This is a genomic window from Nocardia sp. NPDC059240 (assembly GCF_042753865.1).
In the GTDB taxonomy this organism is placed as follows: Bacteria; Actinomycetota; Actinomycetes; order Mycobacteriales; family Mycobacteriaceae; genus Nocardia.
Genome location: NZ_JBHZAC010000009.1, coordinates 211249 through 237337 on the forward strand (window position 1 = coordinate 211249; position 26089 = coordinate 237337).

Here is a 26089-nt window from a genome sequence, read left to right on the forward strand (position 1 = left end):
GCGGGTCCATCACTCCCCGGGGTGAACGCACAATGTGCCCTCACACGTGAGTATGAGGGCACGATGCGGTCGGGTCAGCGGCGCGCGGTCAGGGCGACGGCCGGGACCCAGATCAGGAGCAGGACTCCGGAGACGTAGGCGGCCGGGGCGAGGGCGGTACTCAGCAGGAGGTAACCGATCCCCGAGACTGCGATCGCAGCGGCCAGCAGCAGGCCGAGGTAGGGCAGGAAGCGGGGCCGGGTCCGGTTGCGCAGCAAGGGGATCGAGGCCAGCACCGCGGTAGCGGCCAGCAGCAGCATCTTGACGCCGTCGAGGCGATCGATCAATCCGTAGACGGTGGCGGCGGTCCCGGCATGGCCCTCCGGCGCGATCCACCCGGCGAGGTGAACGCCCAAGGCGCACTGGGTGAGCGAAACCGCGACCGCCGCGGCACCCGTCATCCGAGCAGGCCGGGCCAGCGCCGTGAGCACCACCGCGAGCGCGAGGCCCGCGATGCCTTGCGAGGTAACGAATTGCACTGTCGCGACACCGGTATGCCCGGCGAGCGCATCGAGGATCTGCGTACCCGTCGCACACACCGACAGGTTGGTGGGCCAGACCGACAAGCCCACGATCCAGGCGGTCAGGAAGGTCAATCCGGCCGCCGCAACCAACGGCCGGATTCCATTGCGGGCGTGGGGCTCGAGGTCGGCGGAGACGGGTGCGGCGACGGGGAAGGTGGCAGTCATCGTGAATTCCTTTGCGGTGATGGGTGATCGGCTGCGGTGATGGGTGATCAGTGGAAGGGAAGCCATGCGGCCGTGGCCAGGTGGACGGCGGCCAAGCCGACGCAGGTGACGGCCATCGGCCAGTTGCGCTGCCGCGCACCGAGTGCGGCGTCCCAGAGCTGCGCCGCCCCCGACACCACCAGCAGCGGCACGATCGCCGCGGTCGAACCGACGGCCAGCACGGTCAGCGTGACCAGGCTCAGCGGCAGGGCCCGCGCGGCATACGCGCCGAGGAAGAACATCGATCCGGCGCTCGGCAGCTCGCCGGCGGGCAGGGCCAGCCGCGGCCGCACGAGTCCCACCAGGCACGAAGCCCCCGAGACGACCGCGATCGCCGCGTTCAGGAGTAGCACTGCAAGCATTGATTCTTACCTCGAATCGTTCAGTCTGTGAAGCATTCTCAATATGTATACTTCTCACCGTGAACGATGTCAACGGCAGCACGAGAATCCCCGGCACGGTCTCCTACCGCCTGGGAGTACTGGGTGCCATCGCGGAGAACCGCTTCGCGACGGCGATCGCGGCACTGGATCTCAAGCCCAAACACGTGGGCCTGCTCGCGGCCCTGGAATCCGCGGCCGGCCTGTCGCAGCAGGAGTTGGCGACCCGCCTCGGCGTCGTCCCGAGTCTCGTCGTCGCCCTCGCCGATCATCTGGAACGCCTGGGAGCCCTTCGGCGCGAACGTGATCCGTCGGACCGCCGCCGCCAGACCCTCGTCCTCACCGACGACGGCCGCGCCCTGCTCGCCCGATGCGAACAGGAAGCCGCGACCCTGGACCGTACCCTCACCGCCGGCCTGACCCCCGCCCAGCTCAGCGCCTTGGACGAGGCGCTGTCACTCCTCGCCACCGCGGCGGGCCTACCTCCGCGCTAGACCCCGTCCACCTCAACACGATTCCGGGCCCTGTCGGCATGTCGCGACGCCAACAGAGACCAACCGGTTGGTTATGTGCTAGTCAATACCCGAACACTCGATCTGGCTATGTGTCCCCAATTCATGGCAGTGCCGAGGCCGACAGTCACGGCACTCCGCATCGAATGAGAGGCGTGCGCATGCAGTTCAAGAAGTTTGCGGCGATGTCGATGATGACCGTCGCCGCCACCGTGATGACCGCCGCGACGGCACACGGTGAAGCCGAACGGCCCCTGATCGTGGGCGGTCAGGACCACGGGCTGAGCTACACCTCCACGCTGTCCGACGACCACCAGGGCGTGGTCACCCACCTCAGCGCGGGAACGTTCGAAATGTCCGCGGACGAGTCGCTGGTCTCGGTGGTGGCGCCGGACGGGACCGTGGTCGAACAGATTCCGACCGACTACGAGCTGGGCGGCCAGCCGGTCCGACTGCGTGCCGAGGTCGACGCCGACAACAGCACCCTGACCGTGTGGCCCACCGACAGCCGCGGCCCGGTCAGCGAGAGCACCTACAACGACGGCGTGCGTGAGATCGCGCAGCAGGCGCAGCTCAAGGACATCGGCGTCATCGGCTGTATCGCCGGTGGCGCGGTCGGCGCCGGCCTGTTCGGCGTCATCGGCACCGTGATCGGCCTGATCGCGCTCATCGTCGGCGCGATCCCCGGCCTGTTCATCGGCCTCGTCGCCGGTGCCGTAATCGGCTGTGTCGTAGGCTTCTTCGTCATCTGATGCGGGTTCCCCGGGGCCACCGCGATTCCGCGGTGGCCTCGGCACGTCAGCCGGGGTGGACCAGGCCGTGCTGGTGGGCGTAGACGACGGCGTGGATGCGGTCTCGCACAGCGAGTTTGGCGAGAATGCGGGAGACGTGGGTCTTGACGGTTTCCTCGCCCACACCGAGGGCGATGGCGATTTCGTTGTTGGAGCGGGCATCCGCGACCAGCAGGAGCACTTCGCGTTCGCGGGCGGTGAGGTGGGATAGTTCCGGAGGCTCGGCAGGTGGGGCGATGCCGGTGATGAGGTTGCTCGCCAGGCGGCGCGTCATGGAGGGGTCGATGACGGCGTCGCCGCGGACGGCCACCCGGATGGCGGCCACGAGCTCTTCCGGCGGAAGGCTTTTCAGCAGAAACCCGCTGGCACCGGCGGACAATGCGCGGTGCAGGTTGGCCTCGCTGTCGTAGGTGGTGAGGACCAGAACCCGCGTGCCGCCCGCGGCCACGATGGCCTCGGTGGCGGCGAGACCGTCGAGTTTGGGCATGCGGACGTCCAGGATCGCGACGTCGGGGCGGGTGCGGGCGGCAGCCTCGATGGCGGAGCGGCCGTCGCCGACCTCGGCCACGCATTCGAGGTCGGGATGCGCGTCCACCACCGCGCGCAGGCCGGAGCGGAACACGGTGTGGTCGTCGGCGATCAGGATGGTGATGGTCATGCGACTCCGATCGGCTATGCGGTCACAACGGGCACGGAAACCGTGATTTCCCACTGGTTTCCGGAGGAATCGACACCGTGGCTGACGGTGCCGTCGAACAGTTCGACCCGGCGGCGGATGCCGTCCAGACCGCGATGCACCTCCGAGCTCTCCACCACGGCCGCAACGGGATTCGTCTCCCGGATCGTCACCGCGCCGGGCCGGTAACCGATCTCCAGCTCGGCGGGGGCGCGCCCGTGCCGGAGCGCGTTGGTCAGCATCTCCTGGACCACCCGGTAGAGCATGACGTCCAGCGACTCCGGCAGCACCGGCGCTTCGCCCGAAACCGTCACGCGCACGGTCAATCCCGCGTCCCGGACCCGCGCCACCAGCTCCTCGATATCGGCCAGGCCGGGCTGCCGCTGCCCTTCGTCGTCGCGGCCGTGCAGCAGATCCAATTGCCGCCGCAGGTCCACCATGGCCGCGCGACTACTCGACTCCACCGCCGTCACCGACCGCGACGCCGCCGCGGTATCGGTGCGCGACAAGGCCATTCGAGCGACACCCGCATGAATCCCGATGGCGCTCACATGATGGGAGATGACGTCGTGCAGGTCCCGCGCGATGGCCTCGCGCTCATCGGCCAGCGCCCGATCCAAGGCCGCCCGCTGCTCCTGCTGCCGTAATCGTTCCCGCTGTTCCAGTTCCGCGATGTAGGCCCCGCGCGCGGCCGTGTACCGGCCCACCAGCCAGGGCACCACGCCCGCGCCCATCGCGAAGACGACCAGCCGCACCGGCCGGTTGGTGCCCGCGATCGCCGCCATCACGTTCACCGTCAGCGAGCCGCCTGCCAGCAGCAATACCGTCGCCACCGACACCATCCCGCTCAGCCACGCCCCCGCCTGATACCCGGCGACCAGGTAACCCACATCGAAAACCCGTGCGGTGATGCCGTAATGGTGTGCGAACGCCGCCACCGCCACCTTGACCACCACCTGCGCCACCACCACGGCCGCCGCCGTCGACGCGGGCGCGGCCAGCGCCAGATCCGCCGCCACCGTGGCCACGGTCAGGATGGTGGCCAGCACCGGGGCCAGCCCGAAGGCCCCGCACATCACCATCTGCGCGCCGTCCAGCACCGCCGCCACGGCGGCCACCAGCAGCGACTGCCGGGCCAGCGACCTGGTCACATCCATGGCCGCACGCTACCTCGGGGACCCCCGATCCCCCGTGTGGGGGACGCGAAATCCCTCGTCGGCGCGACGCCACGAGCTCGCCGCGCAACTAGCGTCGAGATCATGTCCGACCTGTTCATCTACGCGCTGCCGGCGTTCGCGCTCCTGATGGTGATCGAGTGGATCGAGAACCGCCGCGATCCGGACCGCCCGGCCAACGGCATCGACCGGCGCGACACCACCTCCAACATCGCCACCTTCGTGCTGGGCCGCATCGCCAAACCGATTATGGCGCAGGTGATCCCCTTCTCCGGGGTGGTGCTGGCTGCGCACTTCACCCCGCTGCACCTGTCACCGAAGCACTGGTGGGTGTGGGTGGCGGGCCTGATCGTCACCGATTTCTGCTACTACTGGGCGCATCGCGCCGATCACCGCATCCGGCTGCTGTGGACCTCGCACAGCGTCCACCACTCCAGCCGGTTCTTCAATTTCTCCACCGCCATCCGGCTGCCCTGGGCGCATCCGGCCGCCAACATCCTGCGTGGCCTGTGCTGGGTACCGGCCGCCCTGCTGGGCTTCCCCGCGTGGATGATCTTCGTGCTGCAGTCGATCGGCCTGCTCTACCAGTTCCCGATCCACACCCAGCGGGTGAAAACTCTGTGGCGGCCCATTGAATTCCTCTTCAACACTCCGGCCCACCACCGCGTCCACCACGGCTCCAACCAGCCGTACCTGGACACCAATTACGGCGGCGTACTGATCATCTGGGATCGCCTGTTCGGCAGCTTCGCCGCGGAATCCGAACCGATTCGCTACGGATTGACCAAGGACATCGAGACCGATAATCCGATCAAGGTCAATTACACCGAGTTGGTGGATCTGGTCCGGGATGTCCGGCATGCCGAGACCTGGCGCGGGAGAATCGGATATATCTTCGGCCCGCCGGGATGGAGTGAGAATGCCGCCGCGCCGGATGCCGAAAAGATTTCGGCCGCAGCCTGATTCGCACGACAAATAGTTCGGCCCCCTCGCAGCAACTGCGAGGGGGCCGAGGTCTATCAGGGGATGCAGGCTTACGCCACACCCTCCGCACGGGCCGCGTTGCCGACGGCCTCGGCCACGGCCGGGGCGACGCGCGGGTCCAGCGGGCTCGGGATGATCTTGTCCGCGGCCAGCTCACCGGCGACCACATTGAAGATCGCCTCCGCCGCGGCCACCTTCATGCCCTCGGTGATGCGGCGCGCACCGGCATCCAGCGCGCCCTTGAAGACGCCCGGGAAGGCCAGCACATTGTTGATCTGGTTCGGGAAGTCGCTGCGGCCGGTCGCCACGATGGCGGCGTACTTGCTCGCCACATCGGGGTGGATCTCCGGGTCCGGGTTGGACATCGCGAACACGATGGACTCGGGGGCCATGGACGCGATGAACGCCTCGTCGATGGTGCCCGCCGACAGACCCAGGAACACGTCCGCACCGGCCAGCGCCTCGGCCGGACCACCGGTCACGTTGCGCGGGTTGGTGCGCGCCGCCAGGTCCACCTTGACCGAGTTCAGGTCGCCGCGATCCCGGCTCACGATGCCCTTGGAGTCGAGCACCACGATGTCGGAAACGCCTGCGGCCAGCAGGATGTCGGTGCACGCCACACCGGCGGCGCCCGCACCCGAGACCACGACCTTCAGACCGCTCATGTCGCGACCCTGCACCGCGGCCGCACCCTTGAGGGCGGCCAGCACCACGATGGCGGTGCCGTGCTGATCGTCGTGCATGACCGGGCAGTCCAGCGCCTCGATGACGCGCTTCTCGATCTCGAAGCAACGCGGAGCGGAGATGTCCTCCAGGTTGACCGCGCCGAAGCTCGGGCGCAGCAGGATCAGCGTCTCGACGATCTTGTCGACGTCCTTGGTGTCCAGCACGAGCGGGATCGAGTCCAGCCCGGCGAACTTCTTGAACAGCGCCGCCTTGCCCTCCATCACCGGCAGCGAGGCGCGCGGGCCGATGTCGCCCAGGCCCAGCACGGCGGTGCCGTCGGAGACGACCACGACCAGGCGCTCGGCCCAGGTGTAGGTCTTGGCCAGCGACTCGTCCTTGTGAATGCCGCGGCAGACCTGCGCCACACCCGGGGTGTAGGCGATGGACAGATCGCGCTGCGTCTCCAAGGGTGCGGTGAGTTCGACCGAGAGCTTGCCGCCAAGGTGCCCGGCGAAAATTTCTTCCGTGGTGATGTCGGCCAGCGCCCCATTGGACGCGGGAGCCCCATCGGCATTCGCGGAGGCCACGGTGGCATTCACTGCTTCAGTCACGGGTGACACGATTTCACTCCTGATCGGTTTGGACTCAACCGCTTGACGGTTACCGTTCGGTAATAGCTGAATTTATGGTTTCGGTGCTCATATATCTTTTGCCGCGGTCGCCTTCAGCGACGTCGACAGCACTTCCGAGCCACTTCGCAGAAACCCTGCCACCTCATCGTGGCAACGCAGACAAAGTATTACGGCAATGCGGGAAGTGTGTCGCGGCAGCGCAGATCGTCGAGCGAGAACCGGAGGGGTGTGTCCGGGCGATAGGGCCGGGGTGACCTCGTGCGAACCCGCGAGTCGGGGTTCCGTGGTCACCGAGTGTCCCGTGCCGGGCGGTGGCTTCGGACAGGATCGGCCCATTCTGCCAGTCGCCGCGACGGCCTGCCAAATCGCCCCCAGGGGCCGTCGCGTCGCCTCACCATCGTTGCAGCGTAAAGCAGCCGGATCACGTCCGGATGAACGGAAACTCGCTGGTGGGGACCTGAACTCGGAGAACTGTCACAACGCGGTCGCGGGCGCGGCGGTGAGCTGTCAAGCCGGGCGGGCGGCGACGGTTGTGAGGTCGGGCCGGACCCAGACACTTTCGAGTCCACCCGTCAGCAACCGTACCCGCCAGTCACTTACCGCGCCCGGGTGGTCGGTGCGGCGATGCATGCCACGGGTCTCGGTGCGGGCCAGGGCCGAATACTTGGTCCAGCGCGCCACGGCCAGCAGCGCGGCCGCCTGGCGGGCGCGCAGCCGGTCGGGTCCCTTTCCGCCGAGCGCCAATTCGACGCCGGGCCACAGGCCGTCCAGCTCGGCGATGCTGTCACGCAGACTGCCGTCACTGCGCCAGTAGCTGCGCCGCAGCGGCAGCGTGTGCTCCTGGACCAGTCCGACCACCGCCCGCGGATCCAGTCGAGTCTTGTCGCCCAAGCCCGCCCCCGGCACCGGACGCGCCTTACCGATCTTGTTGCGGGCAATCGCGAAACCCGCTGCGCCCGAACCCGCCCACACCCCGGACGAGATCGCCCAGGCCCCGTTCTGCCCGCCGAAACCGCTGACCGCGCCCGTGACCGGCTCCCGGGTGGTGACATCGCCCGCGCCGTAGAGGCCGGGAACCGTGGTGGCGCAATCGGGTCCGGCCAGCCGCAGCCCACCGGTGCCGCGCACCGTGCCCTCCAGCACCGCGCACAGCGGCACCCGGCCGGTCGGACTGGGATGGTGGCGGCGCAGTTCGGCACGCATCGACTCGGGCAGTTCGTCCAGGGCCGCGTAGACCCGGCGGCCGTCCGCGATGGCCGCGAAAGCCTGTGCGCGCGAACCACATCCCTGCCCCCAGAGCACCTCGCGCGACTCGTCGTAGAGGGTGGCGAAGTGCATGACCTGATCGGAGGCGAACACCGCGGCCACCGGCGGGCCGCCCAGCCGTGGCGAATCGGCCACCGGCGCCAGCGAATACGCGTTGGAGAACTCCATGCCCGACAGTTCGGCCCCGGCCTCCGCACCCATCAGCAGCCCGTCACCGGTGTCCACATCGGTGCCCGCGCCGCCGGACAGGAAGGCACAGCCGCCGGTGGCCAGCACCACCGCGCGGGCCCGGACCGTCCAGCGCCGGCAGTCGCCGCGCAGCGCCACGCCCGACGCGCCCGACACGACACCGTCGCCATCGGTGAGCAGCTGCAGTGCTGGGTGGTAATCGAGAATCCGTATCCCGGCGACCACCATGCTGCGCCGCAGCCGTCCCAGATACTTCGCACCGTCCAGATAGACCCGGGCCGGGCGCTCCGCGTGTTCACCTTGGAAGCGGAAGCCACCCCGCACCAGCTGGCCGACACGCCGGTGGGTCTCCTCCAGCACCCGGAACATCAGGTCGGGATCGCCCAGTCCGCCGCCGTGGGCCAGGGTCTGCCGCACCGCCTCCTCGCGCGCCTCGCCCGAGGGCAGATTCCACAGCGTGACCCCGCCGCGAGCGGTCGGGCCGCTGGATCCACAGCGGGCCTTGTCGGCGACCAATACCCGCGCGCCCGCGGCAGCCGCGGCAAGGGCGGCCCAGGCTCCCGCCGGGCCACCTCCCAGCACCAGCACATCGGCGTCGAATTCGGTCATATCGACAAATGTTCGACGACAGTTCAACTACTCGCAACCGTTATGCGTATTTCAGTTCCACCACTGCGCCCAGAGCAGATATCCGGCTATTCCGAAAACGACCACACATCCGAAAAAGGCGGCGAAACCCTGTCGTTTATCCGCATATATCTGGGCGGTCAGAACTCCGGCAGCAGCCGCCACATGCCACAGCACATCCAGCCATCCGGGGCCCGGAAACCCACGGCGAGCACCGACGATCGCCGTGCCGACGACCGTGGCCGCCAGCACCAGCGTGCCCCCCGCGATGATTCCGCTCAGACCCCGGAGGACCCTCACGCGGTGATCACCGGCACCCCGCTGGCTTTGCCCACAATTTCCTCGAATTGCGTTGGGTCGGTGGTGAATTCACCGAGCCTGATGGTCTTGTTCGCGCCGTGGTAATCGGAGGAACCGGTGGTCAGCAAACCCAGCTCGCCCGCCAGTCCGGCCAGCACCTCGCGGTCGGCGGCACTGTGATCCGGGTGGTCGAGCTCCAGCCCGCCCAGCCCGATCTCGGCCAGCTCCCGAATGTGGTCCAGGGCCAGCAGCCGACCGCGCTTGCGTGCCCGAGCGTGCGCGACCACGCTCACCCCGCCCGCCGAGGCCACCATCTCGATCGCCCGTCGCAGCGGCGTGTCGGCCTTCTCGACGTAGTAGCGGCCGTGCGGGGCCAGCAGATCCGTGAAGGCCGCGTCGACCGTCGGCACCACCCCGGCCTCGACCAGGGCACGCGCCAGATGCGGACGGCCCGCCGAGGGGCCCACCGAGGCCATCACCGCGTCCGGATCGATGGGCAGGCCGTCGGCCGCCATCTGCTCGGCCATGGCCCGCAGCCGGACCACCCGCTCCGCGCGCAGGCGTTCCCGCTCCTGCGCGAAGGACTCGTTCTCGGGATCGAACAGGTAGGCCAGCAGATGCACCGGCACCGGGTACCCGTCCTCGCCCTGACCCACACACGACATCTCCATGCCGCGCACCAGCGTCAGACCCGGCGGCAGGGCGGCGACCGCCTCGGCCCAGCCGGACGTGGTGTCGTGGTCGGTGAGAGCCACCACGTCGAGGCCGGCGGCGGCCGCTTTACCGATGAGTTCGGCCGGGGTGTCCGTGCCGTCGGAAGCGGAGGAATGGGTGTGGAGATCGATGCGCACGTCGTCAATATTGCATGCGCCGCCCGATTAGCATCCTTGATGTGTCCTCGAACCTGCCGTCCTTCCACTGGCCCGGGCGGACGGGCGCGCGCCCGGAACCGAAACCCGCGGCCCATCCGGGCGGGATCGTCGACTGCGCCGTCTACGTGGACGGGCAGCGGCTCTGGGACGAGTGCACCTACAAGAACGCGCTCGCCGAAGTGCGCGAGCGCAAGGAAGGCTTCGTCTGGCTCGGGCTGCTCGAGCCGGGCACCGCGCTCATGACCGATGTCGCGCAGACCTTCGGGCTACACCAGCTCGCGGTCGAGGACGCGGTCAAGGCGGCGCAGCGGCCCAAACTCGAACGCTACGACGACATCCTGTTCCTGGTGCTGCGCACGGTGCGCTACGTCGAGCACGAACTCAGCACGGTCAGCGAGATCGTCGACACCGGCGAGATCATGGTGTTCCTGGGACCGGATTTCGCGATCACCGTCCGGCACGGCGACCACACCGAATTGCGCGGTGTCCGAAAGGATCTCGAGGCCGACCCGAGCCAGCTCGCACTCGGCCCCGGCGCGGTCCTGCACGCCGTCGCCGACCGGGTCGTCGACACCTACGTACAGGTCACCGCGGCCATCGAGGCGGATGTCGACGCCATCGAGGAGGCCGTCTTCACACCGGCGAATCAACTCCAGATCGAGGCCATCTACCAGCTCAAACGCGAAGTGGTGGAACTGCGCGGGGCCGTCAAACCGCTGGGTATGCCGCTGCAACTGCTCACCCACGACACCACTCTGCCGCTGCCCAAGGAGATCCGCCGCTACCTGCGCGACGTCACCGACCACCACACCGCGGTCACCGAGCAGATCATCGACTTCAACGAATCCCTCTCCGCGCTCATCAATGCCGCGCTGGCGAAGGTGAGCGTGCAGCAGAACACCGACATGCGCAAGATCTCCGCATGGGCCGCCATGGCCGCCGTGCCGACCATGATCGCGGGCGTCTACGGCATGAATTTCGAACACATGCCGGAACTTTCGTGGACCTACGGCTATCCCATCGTGATCGCCATCATGCTGCTGCTGTGCCTCGGGCTGTACGCGAACTTCCATCGCAACAACTGGCTCTGAGCACCCGCTCGACCGCGGCGTCGTCGCCGGATCGGTTGGTGGACAGTCAGAGCGAGGCTGCCGACCGGCCCGGGTCGCGGATGTCGATGCCCGCCTCGGTCCAGGCCTCACGCAGCGCGGCGGCCCCCCGAATGCGCACCCAGGCCGCCTCTGTGGCGGTGATGGGTACGACCGTCAGAAATCGCACGGGCTCAGCGGGTTCGGGCAATGCCACGTCCGGAATCTCGCTGTCGCTCAGCAGCACCGCGGTGAACGGCGCGTTGGACCACAACGGTTCTCCGAGATCCAGCAGCCCATCCGCTTGCAGCACAACGCCTTCCACGGCGGGCGCCGCCACCAGCACGCCCAGCGTGCGAGTCAGCCCGGAGCCCGCGCCCGCCCCGCCCCGCAGGGTGAGCACCAGTTCCGCGCGCGGCCCGCGCACCGGATCCGCCAGTGCCGCGGCCGGATCCGTCATCGGATGCCGGGAACCGCCCAGCGTGGCGTAGTGCACGAACTCGCCGTCGGGGATGCGCAGAATATCGATGGGTTCCAGGCCGAGGAATGTGACCGAGGCGGCATCCGCGGACTCCACGCCGAAATGCCCGAGCACCCCGGCTCGGACCTTGTCGAGAACATCCATGGAATCAGATGGCCAGCCTGGCGAGCATGTCGCGCGCCTGCTCGGCGGTCTTGGGATCGCACAGCACGTCGTAGCGGCCGGCCACCAACTGCATGGTGGAGGCGAAATCGCGCTGGCCCCGGGTCGCCGCGTACGGGATGGACGCGGAGATGAGCCCGAAGATGATGCCGCCGATCAGACCCACCGCCAGCGGGCCGATGGCCCCGCCCGAGGTGAACATGCTCAGCAGCAGACCCAGGAACAGGCCCAGCCAGGCGCCCGAAACCATGCCGCCGCCAATGACTTTGCCCCAGGTCAACCGGTACAGCACGCGCTCGACCTGCATCAGGTCGACACCGACGATGGTCACGCCCTCCACCGGGAACTGGCCGTCGGCGAGGTAGTCGACGGCCCGCTGCGCCTCGGCGTAGGTCGGGTAGGAACCGATCGGCCAGCCCGACGGTGGCGTCGGGAGACCCGGGCGGCCCCGGTTCGCATTCCCCATGGGATTCGTCATGACTCCATCATGCTATTTCGCGCCGACAGTCGGGGCCACGAAACGCGTGGTACGCACCATTCCAGCGGCCCGGCCCTTATCTGCTATGACCTGCGCCATCTTTGCGCTGGCTTCGTCGATCATCTCGTCGCCCAGCATCACGGCCCCCCGCGCTCCACCCTCGACGGAGGTGTGGAAGGCGTACGCGTCCAGGATCTCCTCGGCGTGGTCGTAATCGGCCTGACGTGGGCTGAAGATCTCGTTGCAGGCGGTGATCTGGTCCGGGTGCAGCACCCATTTGCCGTCGAATCCCAGTGCGGCCGTACGGGACGCGTTGCGCCGGAAACCGTCGATATCGCGGACCGCCAGATAGGGGCCGTCGATGGCCTGCAACCCGTGGGCGCGGGCGGCCAGCAAGATCGTCATATAGATGTGGTGATACGCGTCACCCGGCTCGTAACCCTCGGGCTGCTCCCCCACCACGAGCGTCCGCATATTGATCGACGCCATGAAGTCGGCGGGCCCGAACACCAGGGTCTGCACCCGCGGGCTCGCGGTGGCGATGGCGTCGATATTGCGCAGCCCGAGCGCGTTCTCGATCTGCGGTTCGATCCCGATCCGCCCGACCGGCAACCCGTTGGCCTTCTCCAATTGGGTCAGCAGCAGATCCAATGCCTGCACCTGCGCGGCGTCGATCACCTTGGGCAGCAGGATGGCGTCCAGCTCCGAGCCCGCGCCCTCCACCACGGTGATCACGTCGGCGTAGGTGTACTCGGTGCTCCAGTCGTTGACCCGCACCACACGAATCTGGTTGCCCCAGCCGTCCGAATTGAGCGCCGCCACGATATTGGCGCGGGCCGCCGCCTTGGCCGCGGGGGCGACCGCGTCCTCGAGGTCCAGGAACACCTCGTCGGCCGCCAGCCCCTTGGCCTTTTCGATCATGCGCGGGTTGCTGCCGGGCACGGCCAGCACCGATCGGCGCACTCGAGAGGTCGATCCCGCGGATGTCATGGCTCACTCCTTCACGTGGCGCGACAATTCGGACGCGCTCGACCCACTAGCCTTACCAAACATGGCAGCGACGAAGGTTTTCGCCGCCCGGTTGGCGGGCTTGGTGGTACTAGGACCGGACGGCGAGTCTATCGGCCGCCTCCGGGACATCGTGATCTCGATACGTTATGACCGCCAGCAACCACGGGTTCTGGGCATCCTCGTCGAACTCTCCACTCGGAAACGGATTTTCGTGCCGATGTTGCGGGTGCAGGCCGTCGAACCGGGCTCCATCACCCTGACCACCGGGACGATCAGCGTGCGCCGCTTCGAGCAGCGGCCGGGCGAGTTGCTGGCCATCGCACAGATTCTCGACTCCGCGGTCCGGGTCACCGATCCCAATCTGCCGCAGCTGGCGGACGCGGACGTGGCGGTCGTCGATCTGGGCATCGAGCAGGGCCGCACCCGCGACTGGGTGGTCTCGCGGGTCGCGGTGCGCGAACGCCGCCGCCTCGGCGTGGGTTTCGGGCGGCGCGGCGCGGTGCACGTGGTCGACTGGGCGCAGGTACGCGGGCTCACCCAGACCGAGCTCAATATGCCCGGCCAGGACGTCACCCAGCTGCTCGCGCAGTTCGAGGGCATGCGACCCGCCGACGTCGCGCACATGCTGCGGGAACTGCCCCGCAAGCGGCGCATCGAGGTGGCCTCGGCCTTCGACGACGAACGCCTCGCCGACGTGGTCCAGGAGCTGCCCGAGAACGACCAGGTGGAACTGCTCGAGCAGCTCGGCGTGGAACGTGCCGCCGACCTGCTCGAGGCCATGGACCCCGACGACGCCGCCGACCTGCTGGGTGAGCTGCCCGCCGGCGAGGCGGAATCGCTGCTGGCACTGATGGATCCGGAGGACTCCGAGCCGGTCCGCCGCCTGCTCGAGCACGCGCCCTACACCGCCGGTGGTCTGATGACCCCCGACGCGATCGTGCTCACCGCCTCCACCACGGTCGCCGAGGCGCTGGCCCGCATCCGCGACCCCGAGCTCACCCCGGCCCTGGCGTCGATGGCCTTCGTGGTGCGCCCGCCCACCGCCACCCCGACCGGCCGCTACCTCGGGTGCGTGCACTTCCAGCAGTTGCTGCGGGAACCGCCCGCCAGCCTGGTCGGCGGGATCGTCGACACGGATCTGGTGCAGCTGCGGCCCGAGGCCCCGCTCACCGCCGTGACCCGCTATTTCGCCACCTACAACCTGGTGTGCGGACCGGTGGTGGACGCGGAGAATCATCTACTGGGAGCCGTCACCGTCGATGACGTGCTCGACCACCTGCTGCCCGAGGACTGGCGGGAGCAGGACGAAGACCATCACGATGTACACGGTGTGCCCGTGATCGAGGGGACGGGAGGCCGCGCATGAGCGAACGGCTCGAAAAACTCAGCGCCCGGCAGCGTTTGGAGACGCCGCTGGAGAACCGCTTCCGCGGCCTGGACTGGGATCCCGAGGCGATGGCCCGCTCCAGCGAACGGGTGGCCCGGTTCCTGGGCACCGGCCGCTACCTGGTGATCCAGACCGTCATCGTGTTCGTGTGGATCGCGCTCAACGTGTTCGCGGTGAGTCTGCAGTGGGACCCCTACCCCTTCATTCTGTTGAATCTCGCGTTCTCCACCCAGGCCGCCTATGCCGCACCGCTGATCCTGCTGGCGCAGAACCGACAGGACAATCGCGACCGCGTGTCGCTCGAGGAGGACCGCACCCGGGCGGCCCAGACGAAAGCCGACACGGAGTTCCTGGCTCGGGAATTGGCGGCGCTGCGGCTCGCGGTGGGCGAGGTCGCCACGCGCGACTACGTGCGCCGAGAACTGGACGACATCAAGGAAACCCTGGTCAGATTGGAGAAACTGGCCGTAGGCGGCGAGGTCCTGAAGGCCAAGAAAGCAAAGAAGAGTACCGATCGGAATACCCCCGAGGTCGCAATTTCGGCGCAAAATGATGGCGACTGACCACAGAAGTTGTTCCGTCTGAGCTGACTCATGGGTAACCTGGATCACGTTGTTCCGAGCGACCGACCCAGACACTGCCGCAGTATGAGTGTCGCCACGGGGTACCGGCCGCACGACTGAGGGGATTGTGTGGTGGCGAAGAGAATATCTGCACCGGTGACAGCGTCGGCGCTGTTGATAGCGGGCCTGGTCACCGCCGGTTCGTCCACCAATACGACGGTTCACATCGCGGCCCCGCAGGCCGCGCCGGACGCGTTGCTGGCGGCGGCTTCCGCGCACAACGCGAGCGTCAACACACCCGCCGACACGCCCTCGGATCAGACCGTCGGGCTGGTTCCGGCGGCTCCGGAGGCCCCCCGCAAACTCAGCGCAATGACGCCGCCCGCGGACGGCGTCCCGCTCTTCGGCGGCACGGTCCCGCTGCACGACGTCGCCCTGCCCGGCGGCAGCGGCGTGCTCGGCATTCCGGAGATCGTGCTGGCCGCCTACCGCAATGCCGAACTGGCACTGCAGTCCTCGGACCCCAACTGCCACCTGCCCTGGTACCTGCTGGCCGGCATCGGCCGCATCGAGTCCAATCACGCCGACAACGGCCGCACCGATGCCGCGGGCACCACGGTCTCGCCCATCTACGGCCCGTCGCTGGACGGTACGCTGCCCGGCAACGAGGTCATCAAGGCCGCCGACGGCAACTACGTGCGCGCCGTCGGGCCCATGCAGTTCCTGCCCAGCACCTGGTCGGTGTACGCCGCCAATGGAAAGGGCAGCGGCACACCGGATCCCAACAATGTCTTCGACGCCGCGCTGGCGGCGGGCAAGTACCTGTGCTCGGGCGGCATGGATCTGGCCGATCCGGCACAGCAGTTGCGGGCCGTGCTGCGCTACAACAACTCGGTCGCCTACGCGGCCAACGTGCTCAGCTGGGCCAATGCGTACAAGACCGGCGGCACCCCGCAGGCGGTGAACATCTCGCCGGATCTGGTGCCCAACAACTACTCTCCGGTCAGCGGCCCGGATATCACGGTGGCCTCCACCACGATTCCGGCCACGCCGGAGCAGACCACCACCGAGCCGGTCACCACCACGCCGACACCGACCCAGGTGATGATCACCATCCCGGGTCTGCCGCCGATCCCGTGTGGCATCTTCTGCCCGGCCCCGGCCGCGCCCGCGAATCCCTGTGAGCAGGCGGCGGTTCCGGCGCAGCCGGATCAGAAGCTGCCCGAGAGCGGTCAGCCCGGCGAGCAGGTACTGGGGACCGACGGTCAGCCGATCATGACCGCCGAGGGCAAGCCGATCATCTTCGGCCCCGACGGCAAGCCGATGGTCCAGGACCAGGCGGCCGGCTGCACTACCCCGGCGGTACAGCAGGATCAGCCGCAGCAGGCCGCTCAGCAACCGCAGCCTCAGCAAACCGTCACGCCCTCGGCGGCGCCCACGCCGGACGCCATGGCCCCGGCCGACGGCACCCCGGACAGCACCGAGGCGACCACTCCGGCGCCGGCCATCACGCTGCCGTTCGGCATCACGATTCCGCTGCCGGCTCCGGCCCCCGCGCCCGCTCCGTAACGAATGTGTGATTCGCGAGTTTCGGAGCGGCGCTCCGAAACTCGCGTCTGACTAGCACTTCCTTCAAAACCTGAGAATTAGTCACGAAGAGGTAACAAGAAGGTCTCGGATACGGTAACGTAGCCCTCACTGCATCTCCCCGGTACCAACCGATGGCAATGGAGGGTCACCACACAGTGGGTCGTCACCGTAAACCCCCGGTCCCGAAAGTTCGCCGTGGATCGGTCATCGCGTTAACCGGGCTCGTGCCCGCAGGTCTCGCCACAGTTACCGGAGCCGGAGACGGCAGCCTCGCTGACAAAGTCACGGCTACCTTCCAGCACCAGATGTCGAACGACGGCGAAGAACACCTACCCAGACCCGAGGCGGCACCCCCTGTCGCCGCCCCGGAACCGCTGTTGAAGGAAGCCAAACAGGTTGCGCCCGTTGGTCCTCCGGAGATCAAGTCGGTCGCGCAGCCCGACGGCCGGGTGCCGTCCTCGCGTCCGGCCGGACCGCTCGGCATGCCGGGCGTCGCCTACGACGCCTACCAGAACGCGGAACGCATTCTGGCCGTGGAGAATCCGACCTGCAATATGCCGTGGAACATGCTGGCCGGCATCGGCCGCGTCGAATCCACCCACGGCTTCGGCAAGATCGACGACAACGGCTACCCGATCCAGCCCGTCTACGGACCGGTGCTCGACGGCAGCCTGTACGGCAACAACGTGGTCGCGACCAACGACGGCGGCGACCTGGACGGCCTGTCCGGGAGCTACCGCCGCGCCGTCGGGCCCATGCAGTTCCTGCCCGAGACCTGGCGCAAGTACGCGGCCGACGGCAATGGCGACGGCATCGCCGATCCGCAGAACATCTACGACGCCACGCTGACCGCGGGCAAGTACCTGTGCTCGGGCGGCCTCGACATGCGTGATCCGGGCCAGCAGACCCGGGCCATCCTCCGCTACAACAACTCCATGGCCTACGTCGCGAACGTGATGGCGTGGGAGACCGCGTACGGCTCGGGCGTCTCGCCCGGCGCCGGGGCGCTCCCCCGCATCTGAGGACGCCCGCGGGCGTCCCTAGACTTGGCCGCATGCCAGTAGTTGCGGAATCGGATGTGCGGGGCGCGCTCGCGAAGGTGAACGACCCGGAGATCCGGAAGCCGATCACCGAGCTGGGCATGGTGAAGAGTGTCGAGGTCGGCGCGGACAGCAGTGTCCACGTGGTGATCTACCTGACGACGTCGGCCTGCCCGATGAAAAGCGCCATCCAGGAACGGGTCACGAAGGCCGTCAACGACGTGCCCGGGGTCGGCGCCATCACCGTCGAACTCGACGTGATGAACGACGAGCAGCGCACCGAACTGCGGCGCAAGCTGCGCGGCGACGCCGCCGAACCGGTCATCCCGTTCGCCCAGCCCGGCTCGCTGACCCGCGTCTACGCGGTCGCCTCCGGCAAGGGCGGCGTCGGAAAGTCTTCCGTCACCGTGAATCTCGCGGCCGCCATGGCCGCCAAGGGCCTCTCGGTGGGTGTCCTCGACGCCGACATCTACGGCCACTCGGTGCCGCGCATGCTGGGCACCGAGCAGCGGCCCACCCAGGTCGAGCGAATGATCATGCCGCCCATCGCGCACGACGTGAAGGTCATCTCGATCTCCATGTTCACCCAGGGCAACACGCCCGTGGTGTGGCGCGGCCCGATGCTGCACCGCGCGCTGCAGCAGTTCCTCGCCGACGTCTTCTGGGGCGACCTCGACATCCTGCTGCTGGACCTGCCGCCGGGCACCGGCGACGTGGCCATCTCACTGGCCCAGCTGATTCCGAACGCCGAGATCCTCGTCGTCACCACCCCGCAGCTGGCCGCCGCCGAGGTCGCCGAGCGCGCCGGCTCGATCGCCCTGCAGACGCGCCAGCGCATCGCCGGTGTCATCGAGAACATGTCGTGGCTGGATCTGCCCGACGGCTCCCGCATGGAGCTCTACGGCTCCGGTGGCGGACAGACCGTGGCCGACAACCTGACCCGGGCGATCGGCGCGAATGTGCCGTTGCTGGGCCAGATCCCGATCGAGCAGGGCCTGCGCGAGGCGGGCGACGAGGGCACCCCGATCGTGCTGCGCGACCCCGAGAGCGCCTCCGGCAAGGCCCTGCTGGAGATCTCCGACAAACTCGCGGTCCGCCGCCGCGGCCTGGCCGGTATGTCGCTGTCCATCGACACCACCCGCCACCTCTGACGTAAATCCTCAGCGCCCAGCGGAATTCGACGTCCGGATTCCGCTGGGGCACGGACGCGCGAGTGCGCGCCCTCCCCCTAAGCTCGACGGCATGCTCACGATGCTGCTGTACGTGCTGATCGTCGGATTGGTCGCCGCACTGCTGTTCCTGGTGGCCAGTGCGATCTTCGGGCGCTCCGAGGAGCTCGGGCCGCTACCGGAGGGGACGACCGCCACCGTGCTGCCCACCGCCGGGATCAGCGGGGGCGATGTGCGCGCGCTGCGCTTCCAGCAGGTGTTCCGCGGCTACAAGGCGGGCGAGGTGGACTGGGCGCTGACCCGGCTGGCCGCCCGCATCGACGAGCTCGAGGGGGAACTCGCGCGCGTCACGGCAGGCGAGCCGGAGGCGGAGACCCCGGCCGGCGCGCCGGAGTCCGAAGCGGCGACCCCCGGGCCGCTGGCTGGGATCGTCGACGGTGTCCTCCCACGCGTTCTCCCCGGCGAGGCTCCGGTCCCGCAACCGGTCGCCGCACCCGCCGTACCCACCGGGCCGGTCGTGCCGGCCTGGCCGGCCACGCCCGCGCAAGCCACCCCGCCCGCCGCATCCACGGCCCCGGCCGAGCGCGGCGAAGAGCCGGGCGCGCGGTGAGCGTCGAATCCGGCGACGGCCGAATCCGCTGCGGGTGGTCGGAGGGTTCTCAGCTTTATCGGGATTACCACGATCTCGAGTGGGGACAACCGCTGCACGGCGATGACGCGCTATTCGAACGAATGTGCCTCGAGGCGTTTCAGTCGGGCCTGGCGTGGATCACGATTTTGCGCAAGCGGCCCGCGTTCCGGGCGGCATTCGAGGGGTTCGTGATCGAGCGGGTCGCGCGGTTCGGGGACGCCGATGTGGAACGCCTCATGGCGGATCCGGGCATTGTTCGCAATCGTGCCAAAATACTGGCCAGCGTCCACAATGCGCGGGTTGCCCGCGATCTAGGTGAGAGCCTCGACACGCTGCTCTGGTCGTTCGCTCCGGCCCCCCGAAAGCGGCCGCGGAGCATGTCCGATGTGCCCGCTGTGACGACCGAATCCACCGCTCTCGCAAAAGAACTCAAGCGTCGCGGGTTCAAATTCGTGGGACCCACGACGGCGTACGCACTCATGCAGGCGACGGGGATGGTAGACGATCACATCACCGATTGCTGGGTGAATGTGAGTACTCGCTGAACGCCACGTCGGTCGGTTTTTGGAACTCAGGTACCCGCCCCGATCCGCGATAGGGAAGAATGGGCTAGGTGTAGCCCGCCACATGCCGGCGGGCTGCCTGGTTGGTGACAACTGGAGTTCCATGAAAGTGCGCAGCAGACCGCGCAGATCTGGAGGGAGCAGAGGATGGCGGCCATGAAGCCCCGCACCGGGGACGGTCCCCTCGAGGCAACCAAGGAAGGGCGTGGAATCGTCATGCGGGTTCCACTCGAGGGTGGCGGGCGTCTGGTCGTCGAGCTCACGCCGGATGAAGCTGCGGCGCTCGGTGACGAACTCGTCAAAGTCACCAGCTAGCAACTCGAATCGCCCGTGCCGGTAGGCCCAGCACTCGGGAGTCTCGGGGAATTCGACCCCGAATTCCCCGAGATTTCCGAGACCTCCCCCGGCCTACCGGAACCACGGTGAACAACACCCCATATCCCCCCGATGTCGGCCCGGCCGAGCCCTCCCCCGCGGAACGGCTCCTCGCTTGCGCCGACCTACTCGCTTGCCCGCAGTGCGGCAACCCCCTCGAGGCTCCCGTCGCCGACCCCGCGACCGGCACCCCGCCCCGCACCCTGCGCTGCCCGCACAGCCATAGCTTCGACCTGGCCAAACAGGGCTACGTCAGCCTCCTCACCGGCGCCTCCACCAAAATGACCGGCGACACCCCGGCCATGCTCGACGCCCGAGCCGCCTTCCAATCCGCAGGCCACTTCACCCCGATAGCCGAGGCCCTCGCCGCAGCGGTCGCAACCGCGATGACCCAGACCCGCGCCGGACGCCCCGGAACCGATCTCGCCACAGCAGTATTCGGAGCGGAATCACCCGCGGCTGCCACCGGGCCCGAACGTCGCCCAGCTTCCGCGCACGCCAGCGACAGCCTCTGCGCGGCAGACTCCCGACGCGCCGGTCGGACGAGCCCGGTGGCCCCCGGAACGTCCGTCTCGGCAGCCTCGGCGGCCCGACTCGCCGCAACACTCCTGTCGACACGCCCGAACTCAGCCCCGTCAACACCGCCGGATTCGGCTGCGCCGACTGATGGCCGCCGAACCGGGAGGGCGGTCAGCGCTCCTGAGGGAGTAGGCCGAGCCACTCCTGGCACCCGGATCGACCGGCCGTTGACGGAGGCGCTCGCGACGGATTCGGCTGCGCCGACCAGAAATCCGCCCGCTTCTCCTTATTCCGCCGTGCATAGCGATGACGGGCGGAGCCGACCACTCACGGCGGGCGCGTCCCCGACTGTGTCCTCGGACCGGGCTTGCGGCTCCGGCCACCGGTCGGATCCGGCGGCGCGGGACGGCGGGCCGATGCGCGTGGAGGATGCGGTGGCCGGGCCGACTGTGCTCGAGATCGGAGCCGGGACGGGGTATTACCTCGGGGCGGTTCTGGATGCGGTGCCGCAGGGGCGGGGCGTCGCGTTGGATGTGTCGAAGGCGGCGGCGCGGCGGGCGGCGCGGGCGCATGCGCGCGCCGGGTCGGTGTTGGCCGACGCTTGGCGCGGGCTGCCGGTGCCGGATGGCGTGATGAGTGCGGTGATCTGTGTGTTCGCTCCGCGCAATGCCGATGAGGTTGCGCGTGTGCTGGACGGGAACGGGCGGTTCATCGTGGTGACGCCGACTTCGCGGCATTTGGGGGAGTTGATCGGGCCGCTCGGGATGGTGAATGTGGATGCGGCCAAGCAGGATCGGCTGGCCGAGTCGCTCGGGGAGCGGTTCGAGCAGGTGAGCAGCGCGGCGGTCGAGTACACGATGCGGCTCTCGCACGAGGACGTGGCGAACGTGGTGGCCATGGGGCCGTCGGCGTTTCACGCGGCCGAGCAGCGGGCGGAAGGGATTGCAGCGCTGCCGAACCCAATGGCGGTTACCGCTTCGGTGACAGTCGCGGTATATCGGGCGCGCTGATCTAGCGCCGAGCCAAGACTTTCGGCCGCTCGCTCGATGTCGTCGGGCACATTGATATTCGCGGGGAGACAGCGCGGTGGCCATGGCGATCTAGGGCATTCTGGCTGTGCTGTCCCGGGCGCATCGGGGCGTCGGCAGCCACGCGTCAGGCTGCTGGCGGGGCCGGACGGTTCGGGAGTAACTCGAGGAGGTTGTGGACCAGGGGGCGGGTCTCGCCTGTGCGGGTGGCGATGTAGATGGTTGTGCTGGCCTCGGTTTCGGCGACGGGGATGATGCGGGCCGAGGCGGGGGCGGTGAAGGTGGCGCTGCGGGGGGCGATGGTGACGCCGAGGCCGGCGGCGACGAGGTAGAGGAGGATGGTCCAGTTGGTGGCTTCCTGGACTATGCGGGGGCGGCGGCCGGATTCCAGGAGTGGGGCGAGGTTCTTTTCGTAGGCGAGGCTGCCGGCGGCGCGGGGGAAGAAGACCAGGGGGTGGTCGGCGATTTCCGCGCCGGTGATCGAATCCCGGTCGGCGAGGGGGTGGTCGGCGGGGAGGACGGCCATGTAGGGCTCGGTCATGAGGGGTTCGGTGGTGGTGCCGGGTTGGTCGTCGGGGTCGCGGACGATGGCCATGTCGAGGGTGCCGTCGGCGAGGCGCTGCATGAGGTGGCTGGTGAAGCCTTCGACCAGGTCGACCTCGACCAGCGGGAAGCGGTCGCGGAATTCGCGCACGCCGCGCAGTGGTTCGAGCGGCAGCACCGAGGGGACGAAGCCTAGGTGCAGGGTGCCCTGGCTGCCGTGGGCGATGCGGGTGACCTCGGCGAGGTCGCGATCGGCGTGGCCGAGCAGGGCGGTGGCGCGCTCGCGCAGCACGGTCCCGGCCGGGGTGAGGGCGACGGTGCGGGAGGTGCGGTCGAAAAGCCGAGCGCCGAGCAGGGTTTCGAGGCGCTGGATCTGCTGGGTGAGGGCGGGCTGCGCGATGTGCAGGCGGACTGCTGCCCGGCCGAAGTGCAATTCCTCGGCGACAGCCAGGAAATAGCGCAGGTGCCGCAGCTCTACGCCGGTGTTCACTGGATTCACGGCTCCACTCCACAGTCCATAAGTTCATGATATTGATCGCAGCTATCAAGTATTGGACGTTATGATTCAACGTCCGACATGCTTTTGGGGTGCCTCAGCAGACGCAAGCCATCACGGTCGCTCCCATGTCCTCCGCCGCCGACGCGCGCGCCTTCCGAGACCTCAATCTGGAGTGGATCGAATCCTTCTTCGCGGTCGAAGCCGCCGACCTCGCCACCCTCGACCACCCGCAGGAGATCGTCGACGGCGGCGGCGAGGTGCTGATCGCTCGGATCGACGGCGAGCCGGTCGGCTGCGTCGCCCTGGTGCAGGAGCATCCCGGCGTCTTCGAGCTGTCGAAAATGGCGGTGTCGCCGCGCTTTCAGGGCCGGGGCATCGGCCGGGTGGTACTGACCGCGGCCATCGCGCGGGTGCGCGCGCTGGGTGCGAAGGAGTTCTTCCTGGCCAGCAATGCCCGGCTCGCGCCCGCGGTGCACCTCTACGAGTCCCTGGGTTTCGTGCACGTCCCCGCGTCGGAGCTGCCGCCGAGCCCGTACGACCGGGCCGACGTGTTCATGCGCTATCCGCTGGACTAGTCCTTGCGGACGCGGTCGTAGACGGCCGCGGTCTGGGCCGCGATCCGGTTCCAGTCGAAGGCGCTGATGGCCCGCTCGCGCCCGGCGATTCCCATTGCCGCGGCCGCGACCGGGTCCGCGGCAACCTGATTCACCGCGCGGGCGAGGGCTTGTTCGTAGGCCGCGGGCGCGGCCGGGTCGTAGTGGACCAGGCGTCCGGTCTCCCCGGGCACCACCACCTCCGGAATGCCGCCCACATCCGACGCCACCACCGCGGTCCCGCAGGCCATGGCCTCCAGATTCACGATCCCCAGCGGCTCGTACACCGACGGGCACACGAAAACCGTTGCGGCGGCGAGCACCTGGCGCACCAGTTCGGTGGGCAGCATCTCCTTGATCCAGAACACGCCGTCCCGCTCGGCCCGCAGCGCGCGCACCGCGGCGGCCACCTCGGACTCCATGGCCGGGGTGTCGGCGGCTCCGGCCAGCAGCACCAGCTGAATGTCCGGGTCCAGGTGGCGGGCGGCGGCGAGCAGATGCGAGACGCCCTTCTGCCGGGTGATGCGCCCGACGAACGCCGCGATCGGCCGGGTCTGCGACACGCCGAGTTCGCCGAGCACGTCGCGCACCCCGAGCGCCGGTCCGCCCGGATGCCAGACGTCCGGATCGATACCGTTGTGCACCACATGGACTTTCGCCGGATCGATGTCCGGGTAGGCGGCGAGCACATCGGCCCGCATGCCCTCGCTGACCGCGATCACGGCGTCGGCGTAGGTCATCGCATTGTGCTCCGACCAGGACGAGAGCCGGTATCCGCCGCCGAGCTGTTCGGCCTTCCACGGCCGCCGCGGCTCCAGCGAATGCGCGGTCAGCACATGCGGAATCCCGTACAGCTCGGCGGCCAGATGCCCGGCGAGCCCGGTGTACCAGGTGTGCGAGTGCACGACGTCGGCGAAGCTGGCGGCATCGGCCATCCGCAACTGCGCCGACATCATCTGCAGTGCCGAGTTGGCGGCGTAGAGCATCGGATCCGGTTGGTGCACCACGGCATCCGTGCGCGGCACCCCCATGCAGTGCACGGTCACGTCGCACAGCTGGCGTAGTCGCGGGACCAGCTCGGTGACGTGCACGCCTGCCCCGCCGTACACCTCGGGCGGGTATTCGCGGGTCATCATGGCCACTCGCAGTCCGCGGGTGCCGGTGGCGCGGTCGCTCACCGATTCAAACTAAACGTTAGCCCGCCCGCTAACCAATCGACGGGGCCCGCAAGATCGCGATGAACACGGCACATGCTGGACATTCCGGGTTCTCCATAACCCGGTAGTTTCAACAGTGTGAGGAGCCAGCCGCACGTACTCGGGATCGTGCTCGCCGGTGGCGAGGGCAAGCGACTCTTTCCGCTCACCAAGGACCGCGCCAAGCCGGCGGTCCCGTTCGGCGGCGCGTACCGGCTCATCGACTTCGTGCTGTCCAATCTTGTGAATGCCGGATACCTGCGCATCTGTGTGCTGACGCAGTACAAGTCGCATTCGCTGGACCGGCATATCTCGCAGACCTGGCGGCTGTCGGGTTTCGGCGGCGAGTACATCACCCCGGTCCCGGCGCAGCAGCGGCTGGGCCCGCGCTGGTACACCGGCAGCGCGGACGCGATCATGCAGTCGCTGAACCTGATCTACGACGAGGACCCCGAATACATCGTGGTGTTCGGCGCGGACCACGTGTACCGGATGGATCCGGAACAGATGGTGCAGGCGCACATCGAGTCCGGTGCGGGCGTGACGGTGGCGGGCATCCGGGTGCCGCGCAGTTCCGCGAGCGCCTTCGGCTGCATCGATTCCGACGAATCCGGCCGCATCACCGGCTTTCTGGAGAAGCCCGTACATCCGCCGGGCACCCCCGACGATCCGAACGTCACCTTCGCGTCCATGGGTAACTACGTGTTCACCACCAAGGTCCTGGTGGACGCCATCCGCGCCGACGCCGACGACAACGACTCCGATCACGATATGGGCGGCGACATCATCACCGGCCTGGTGCGGGCGGGCGCGGCGGCGGTCTACGACTTCAACACCAATATCGTCCCCGGCACCACCGATCGCAGCCGCGGCTACTGGCGTGATGTCGGCACCCTGGACGCCTTCTACGAGGCGCACATGGATCTGGTGTCGGTGGACCCGGTGTTCGACCTCTACAACAAGCATTGGCCGATTCGCGGTGCGGCCGAGAACCTTCCGCCCGCCAAGTTCGGGCGCGGCGGCCTGGCCCAGGAGTCGATCATCGGCTCGGGCAGCATTCTGTCGGCGGCGACGGTGCGCAATTCGGTGCTGTTCTCGAACGTGCTGGTGGAGGATGGCGCGACGGTGGAGGGCAGTGTGCTGATGCCCGGCACCAGGATCGGCCGCGGCGCGGTGGTGCGGCACGCCATTCTGGACAAGAACGTGGTGGTCTCGGAGGGCGAGATCATCGGCGTCGATCTGGACCGCGACCGCGACCGTTTCGCGGTCAGCAACGGCGGTGTGGTGACCGTCGGCAAGGGTGTCTGGGTATGAGCCGACACGGAACAGGTGCAGG

The 26089-nt window shown here is 68.5% G+C and carries 27 protein-coding genes and 2 pseudogenes; 16 read left to right on the top strand and 13 right to left on the bottom strand.

What is annotated here, in order from left to right:
• Positions 1–74: 74 nt before the first annotated feature.
• Positions 75–728 carry a hypothetical protein gene (locus tag ACFXHA_RS30805; protein WP_379362482.1) on the bottom strand — a complete coding sequence of 218 codons (654 nt, stop codon included), beginning with the start codon at positions 726–728 and terminating at the stop codon, positions 75–77.
• Between the two features lie 47 nt (positions 729–775).
• Entirely contained in the window at positions 776–1129 is a 354-nt protein-coding gene (locus tag ACFXHA_RS30810; protein WP_379362483.1) for a hypothetical protein, read from the bottom strand.
• Positions 1130–1188: 59 nt separating this feature from the next.
• On the opposite strand from ACFXHA_RS30810, the gene ACFXHA_RS30815 reads away from it, so the two are divergent.
• Positions 1189–1641 (top strand): MarR family winged helix-turn-helix transcriptional regulator, encoded by a 453-nt coding sequence (locus tag ACFXHA_RS30815; RefSeq protein ID WP_379362484.1) that lies wholly within the window; start codon positions 1189–1191, stop codon positions 1639–1641.
• A gap of 179 nt (positions 1642–1820) precedes the next feature.
• The gene (locus tag ACFXHA_RS30820) at positions 1821–2411 is read left to right on the top strand and encodes a hypothetical protein (protein WP_379362485.1); all 591 of its coding nucleotides are present in this window, start codon (positions 1821–1823) and stop codon (positions 2409–2411) included.
• 46 nt (positions 2412–2457) lie between these two features.
• On the opposite strand, the gene ACFXHA_RS30825 is transcribed toward ACFXHA_RS30820, so the two are convergent.
• Together ACFXHA_RS30825 and ACFXHA_RS30830 are read right to left on the bottom strand one after the other, a co-directional pair.
• Complete coding sequence (locus ACFXHA_RS30825; protein WP_379362486.1) at positions 2458–3108, bottom strand: response regulator; 651 nt, start codon at positions 3106–3108, stop codon at positions 2458–2460.
• 14 nt (positions 3109–3122) lie between these two features.
• Positions 3123–4283, bottom strand: coding sequence for a sensor histidine kinase (locus tag ACFXHA_RS30830; protein ID WP_379362487.1), 1161 nt, complete (start codon positions 4281–4283; stop codon positions 3123–3125).
• 102 nt (positions 4284–4385) lie between these two features.
• On the opposite strand from ACFXHA_RS30830, the gene ACFXHA_RS30835 reads away from it, so the two are divergent.
• The gene (locus ACFXHA_RS30835; RefSeq protein ID WP_379362488.1) at positions 4386–5264 is read left to right on the top strand and encodes a sterol desaturase family protein; all 879 of its coding nucleotides are present in this window, start codon (positions 4386–4388) and stop codon (positions 5262–5264) included.
• Positions 5265–5335: 71 nt separating this feature from the next.
• Here the strand turns inward: ACFXHA_RS30835 and ACFXHA_RS30840 are convergent, their stop codons facing one another.
• From ACFXHA_RS30840 to ACFXHA_RS30855, 4 genes are all read right to left on the bottom strand, one after another.
• Entirely contained in the window at positions 5336–6538 is a 1203-nt protein-coding gene (locus ACFXHA_RS30840) for an NADP-dependent malic enzyme (RefSeq protein WP_379362697.1), read from the bottom strand.
• Between the two features lie 552 nt (positions 6539–7090).
• Positions 7091–8647, bottom strand: a complete 1557-nt coding sequence (locus tag ACFXHA_RS30845) for an FAD-binding protein (RefSeq protein WP_379362489.1) — start codon at positions 8645–8647, stop codon at positions 7091–7093.
• A 51-nt stretch (positions 8648–8698) separates the two neighbouring features.
• The gene (locus tag ACFXHA_RS30850) at positions 8699–8965 is read right to left on the bottom strand and encodes a hypothetical protein (protein ID WP_379362490.1); all 267 of its coding nucleotides are present in this window, start codon (positions 8963–8965) and stop codon (positions 8699–8701) included.
• Positions 8962–9816: a PHP domain-containing protein gene (locus ACFXHA_RS30855; RefSeq protein ID WP_379362491.1), complete on the bottom strand. Its 855-nt coding sequence runs from the start codon at positions 9814–9816 to the stop codon at positions 8962–8964. Before ACFXHA_RS30855 ends, ACFXHA_RS30850 begins: the two co-directional genes overlap by 4 nt.
• Positions 9817–9830: 14 nt before the next feature.
• On the opposite strand from ACFXHA_RS30855, the gene ACFXHA_RS30860 reads away from it, so the two are divergent.
• The gene (locus ACFXHA_RS30860; protein WP_379362492.1) at positions 9831–10928 is read left to right on the top strand and encodes a magnesium and cobalt transport protein CorA; all 1098 of its coding nucleotides are present in this window, start codon (positions 9831–9833) and stop codon (positions 10926–10928) included.
• A gap of 46 nt (positions 10929–10974) precedes the next feature.
• Here the strand turns inward: ACFXHA_RS30860 and ACFXHA_RS30865 are convergent, their stop codons facing one another.
• The 3 genes from ACFXHA_RS30865 to ACFXHA_RS30875 are packed head-to-tail and all read right to left on the bottom strand — an operon-like array spanning position 10975 to position 13036.
• Entirely contained in the window at positions 10975–11550 is a 576-nt protein-coding gene (locus tag ACFXHA_RS30865; protein ID WP_379362493.1) for a suppressor of fused domain protein, read from the bottom strand.
• A gap of 4 nt (positions 11551–11554) precedes the next feature.
• Entirely contained in the window at positions 11555–12046 is a 492-nt protein-coding gene (locus ACFXHA_RS30870; RefSeq protein WP_379362494.1) for a general stress protein, read from the bottom strand.
• 12 nt (positions 12047–12058) lie between these two features.
• The gene (locus ACFXHA_RS30875; protein WP_379362495.1) at positions 12059–13036 is read right to left on the bottom strand and encodes an HpcH/HpaI aldolase/citrate lyase family protein; all 978 of its coding nucleotides are present in this window, start codon (positions 13034–13036) and stop codon (positions 12059–12061) included.
• A gap of 61 nt (positions 13037–13097) precedes the next feature.
• Here ACFXHA_RS30875 and ACFXHA_RS30880 point away from each other — a divergent pair, with 61 nt between their 5' ends.
• The 10 genes and pseudogenes from ACFXHA_RS30880 (at position 13098) to ACFXHA_RS30925 (ending at position 21904) form a co-directional block, all read left to right on the top strand.
• Positions 13098–14423 (top strand): magnesium transporter MgtE N-terminal domain-containing protein, encoded by a 1326-nt coding sequence (locus ACFXHA_RS30880; RefSeq protein ID WP_379362496.1) that lies wholly within the window; start codon positions 13098–13100, stop codon positions 14421–14423.
• Positions 14420–15007 carry a DUF1003 domain-containing protein gene (locus ACFXHA_RS30885; protein WP_379362497.1) on the top strand — a complete coding sequence of 196 codons (588 nt, stop codon included), beginning with the start codon at positions 14420–14422 and terminating at the stop codon, positions 15005–15007. Before ACFXHA_RS30880 ends, ACFXHA_RS30885 begins: the two co-directional genes overlap by 4 nt.
• A 156-nt stretch (positions 15008–15163) precedes the next feature.
• On the top strand, positions 15164–16576 hold the full coding sequence (locus ACFXHA_RS30890) for a lytic transglycosylase domain-containing protein (RefSeq protein WP_379362498.1): 1413 nt from the start codon (positions 15164–15166) through the stop codon (positions 16574–16576).
• A 176-nt stretch (positions 16577–16752) separates the two neighbouring features.
• Positions 16753–17619 (top strand): lytic transglycosylase domain-containing protein, encoded by an 867-nt coding sequence (locus ACFXHA_RS30895; protein ID WP_379362499.1) that lies wholly within the window; start codon positions 16753–16755, stop codon positions 17617–17619.
• A 32-nt stretch (positions 17620–17651) separates the two neighbouring features.
• Positions 17652–18788 carry an Mrp/NBP35 family ATP-binding protein gene (locus ACFXHA_RS30900; protein WP_379362500.1) on the top strand — a complete coding sequence of 379 codons (1137 nt, stop codon included), beginning with the start codon at positions 17652–17654 and terminating at the stop codon, positions 18786–18788.
• Positions 18789–18879: 91 nt separating this feature from the next.
• Positions 18880–19224: pseudogene (locus tag ACFXHA_RS30905) on the top strand (DivIVA domain-containing protein); the annotation flags it as partial.
• Between the two features lie 188 nt (positions 19225–19412).
• Positions 19413–19982 carry a DNA-3-methyladenine glycosylase I gene (locus tag ACFXHA_RS30910; protein WP_379362501.1) on the top strand — a complete coding sequence of 190 codons (570 nt, stop codon included), beginning with the start codon at positions 19413–19415 and terminating at the stop codon, positions 19980–19982.
• 165 nt (positions 19983–20147) lie between these two features.
• Positions 20148–20315, top strand: coding sequence for a DUF3117 domain-containing protein (locus ACFXHA_RS30915; RefSeq protein ID WP_083869218.1), 168 nt, complete (start codon positions 20148–20150; stop codon positions 20313–20315).
• Positions 20316–20422: 107 nt separating this feature from the next.
• A pseudogene (locus ACFXHA_RS30920) lies at positions 20423–20626 on the top strand (putative RNA methyltransferase); the annotation flags it as partial.
• A gap of 684 nt (positions 20627–21310) precedes the next feature.
• A complete protein-coding gene (locus ACFXHA_RS30925) occupies positions 21311–21904 on the top strand; it encodes a methyltransferase domain-containing protein (RefSeq protein ID WP_379362698.1) in 594 nt (197 codons plus the stop codon).
• A gap of 145 nt (positions 21905–22049) precedes the next feature.
• Here ACFXHA_RS30925 and ACFXHA_RS30930 read toward each other — a convergent pair whose 3' ends face one another.
• Positions 22050–22964 carry a LysR family transcriptional regulator gene (locus tag ACFXHA_RS30930; RefSeq protein WP_379362502.1) on the bottom strand — a complete coding sequence of 305 codons (915 nt, stop codon included), beginning with the start codon at positions 22962–22964 and terminating at the stop codon, positions 22050–22052.
• An 89-nt stretch (positions 22965–23053) separates the two neighbouring features.
• On the opposite strand from ACFXHA_RS30930, the gene ACFXHA_RS30935 reads away from it, so the two are divergent.
• A complete protein-coding gene (locus ACFXHA_RS30935) occupies positions 23054–23539 on the top strand; it encodes a GNAT family N-acetyltransferase (RefSeq protein ID WP_379362503.1) in 486 nt (161 codons plus the stop codon).
• Here the strand turns inward: ACFXHA_RS30935 and glgA are convergent.
• Positions 23536–24705 carry a glycogen synthase gene (glgA, locus tag ACFXHA_RS30940; RefSeq protein WP_379362699.1) on the bottom strand — a complete coding sequence of 390 codons (1170 nt, stop codon included), beginning with the start codon at positions 24703–24705 and terminating at the stop codon, positions 23536–23538. The genes ACFXHA_RS30935 and glgA overlap by 4 nt on opposite strands.
• A gap of 147 nt (positions 24706–24852) precedes the next feature.
• On the opposite strand from glgA, the gene glgC reads away from it, so the two are divergent.
• The gene (glgC, locus tag ACFXHA_RS30945) at positions 24853–26067 is read left to right on the top strand and encodes a glucose-1-phosphate adenylyltransferase (RefSeq protein ID WP_379362504.1); all 1215 of its coding nucleotides are present in this window, start codon (positions 24853–24855) and stop codon (positions 26065–26067) included.
• Positions 26068–26089 lie beyond the last annotated feature (22 nt).

Coding starts and splice junctions, on each gene's coding strand:
- ACFXHA_RS30870 (WP_379362494.1), bottom strand. CDS start 12,046: ATGACGAATCCCATGGGGAATGCGAACCGGGGCCGCCCGGGTCTCCCG.
- ACFXHA_RS30900 (WP_379362500.1), top strand. CDS start 17,652: ATGCCAGTAGTTGCGGAATCGGATGTGCGGGGCGCGCTCGCGAAGGTG.
- ACFXHA_RS30820 (WP_379362485.1), top strand. CDS start 1,821: ATGCAGTTCAAGAAGTTTGCGGCGATGTCGATGATGACCGTCGCCGCC.
- ACFXHA_RS30805 (WP_379362482.1), bottom strand. CDS start 728: ATGACTGCCACCTTCCCCGTCGCCGCACCCGTCTCCGCCGACCTCGAG.
- ACFXHA_RS30880 (WP_379362496.1), top strand. CDS start 13,098: ATGGCAGCGACGAAGGTTTTCGCCGCCCGGTTGGCGGGCTTGGTGGTA.
- ACFXHA_RS30810 (WP_379362483.1), bottom strand. CDS start 1,129: ATGCTTGCAGTGCTACTCCTGAACGCGGCGATCGCGGTCGTCTCGGGG.
- ACFXHA_RS30845 (WP_379362489.1), bottom strand. CDS start 8,647: ATGACCGAATTCGACGCCGATGTGCTGGTGCTGGGAGGTGGCCCGGCG.
- ACFXHA_RS30860 (WP_379362492.1), top strand. CDS start 9,831: ATGCGCCGCCCGATTAGCATCCTTGATGTGTCCTCGAACCTGCCGTCC.
- ACFXHA_RS30915 (WP_083869218.1), top strand. CDS start 20,148: ATGGCGGCCATGAAGCCCCGCACCGGGGACGGTCCCCTCGAGGCAACC.
- ACFXHA_RS30875 (WP_379362495.1), bottom strand. CDS start 13,036: ATGACATCCGCGGGATCGACCTCTCGAGTGCGCCGATCGGTGCTGGCC.
- ACFXHA_RS30830 (WP_379362487.1), bottom strand. CDS start 4,283: ATGGATGTGACCAGGTCGCTGGCCCGGCAGTCGCTGCTGGTGGCCGCC.
- ACFXHA_RS30885 (WP_379362497.1), top strand. CDS start 14,420: ATGAGCGAACGGCTCGAAAAACTCAGCGCCCGGCAGCGTTTGGAGACG.
- ACFXHA_RS30825 (WP_379362486.1), bottom strand. CDS start 3,108: ATGACCATCACCATCCTGATCGCCGACGACCACACCGTGTTCCGCTCC.
- ACFXHA_RS30835 (WP_379362488.1), top strand. CDS start 4,386: ATGTCCGACCTGTTCATCTACGCGCTGCCGGCGTTCGCGCTCCTGATG.
- ACFXHA_RS30925 (WP_379362698.1), top strand. CDS start 21,311: ATGCGCGTGGAGGATGCGGTGGCCGGGCCGACTGTGCTCGAGATCGGA.
- ACFXHA_RS30865 (WP_379362493.1), bottom strand. CDS start 11,550: ATGGATGTTCTCGACAAGGTCCGAGCCGGGGTGCTCGGGCATTTCGGC.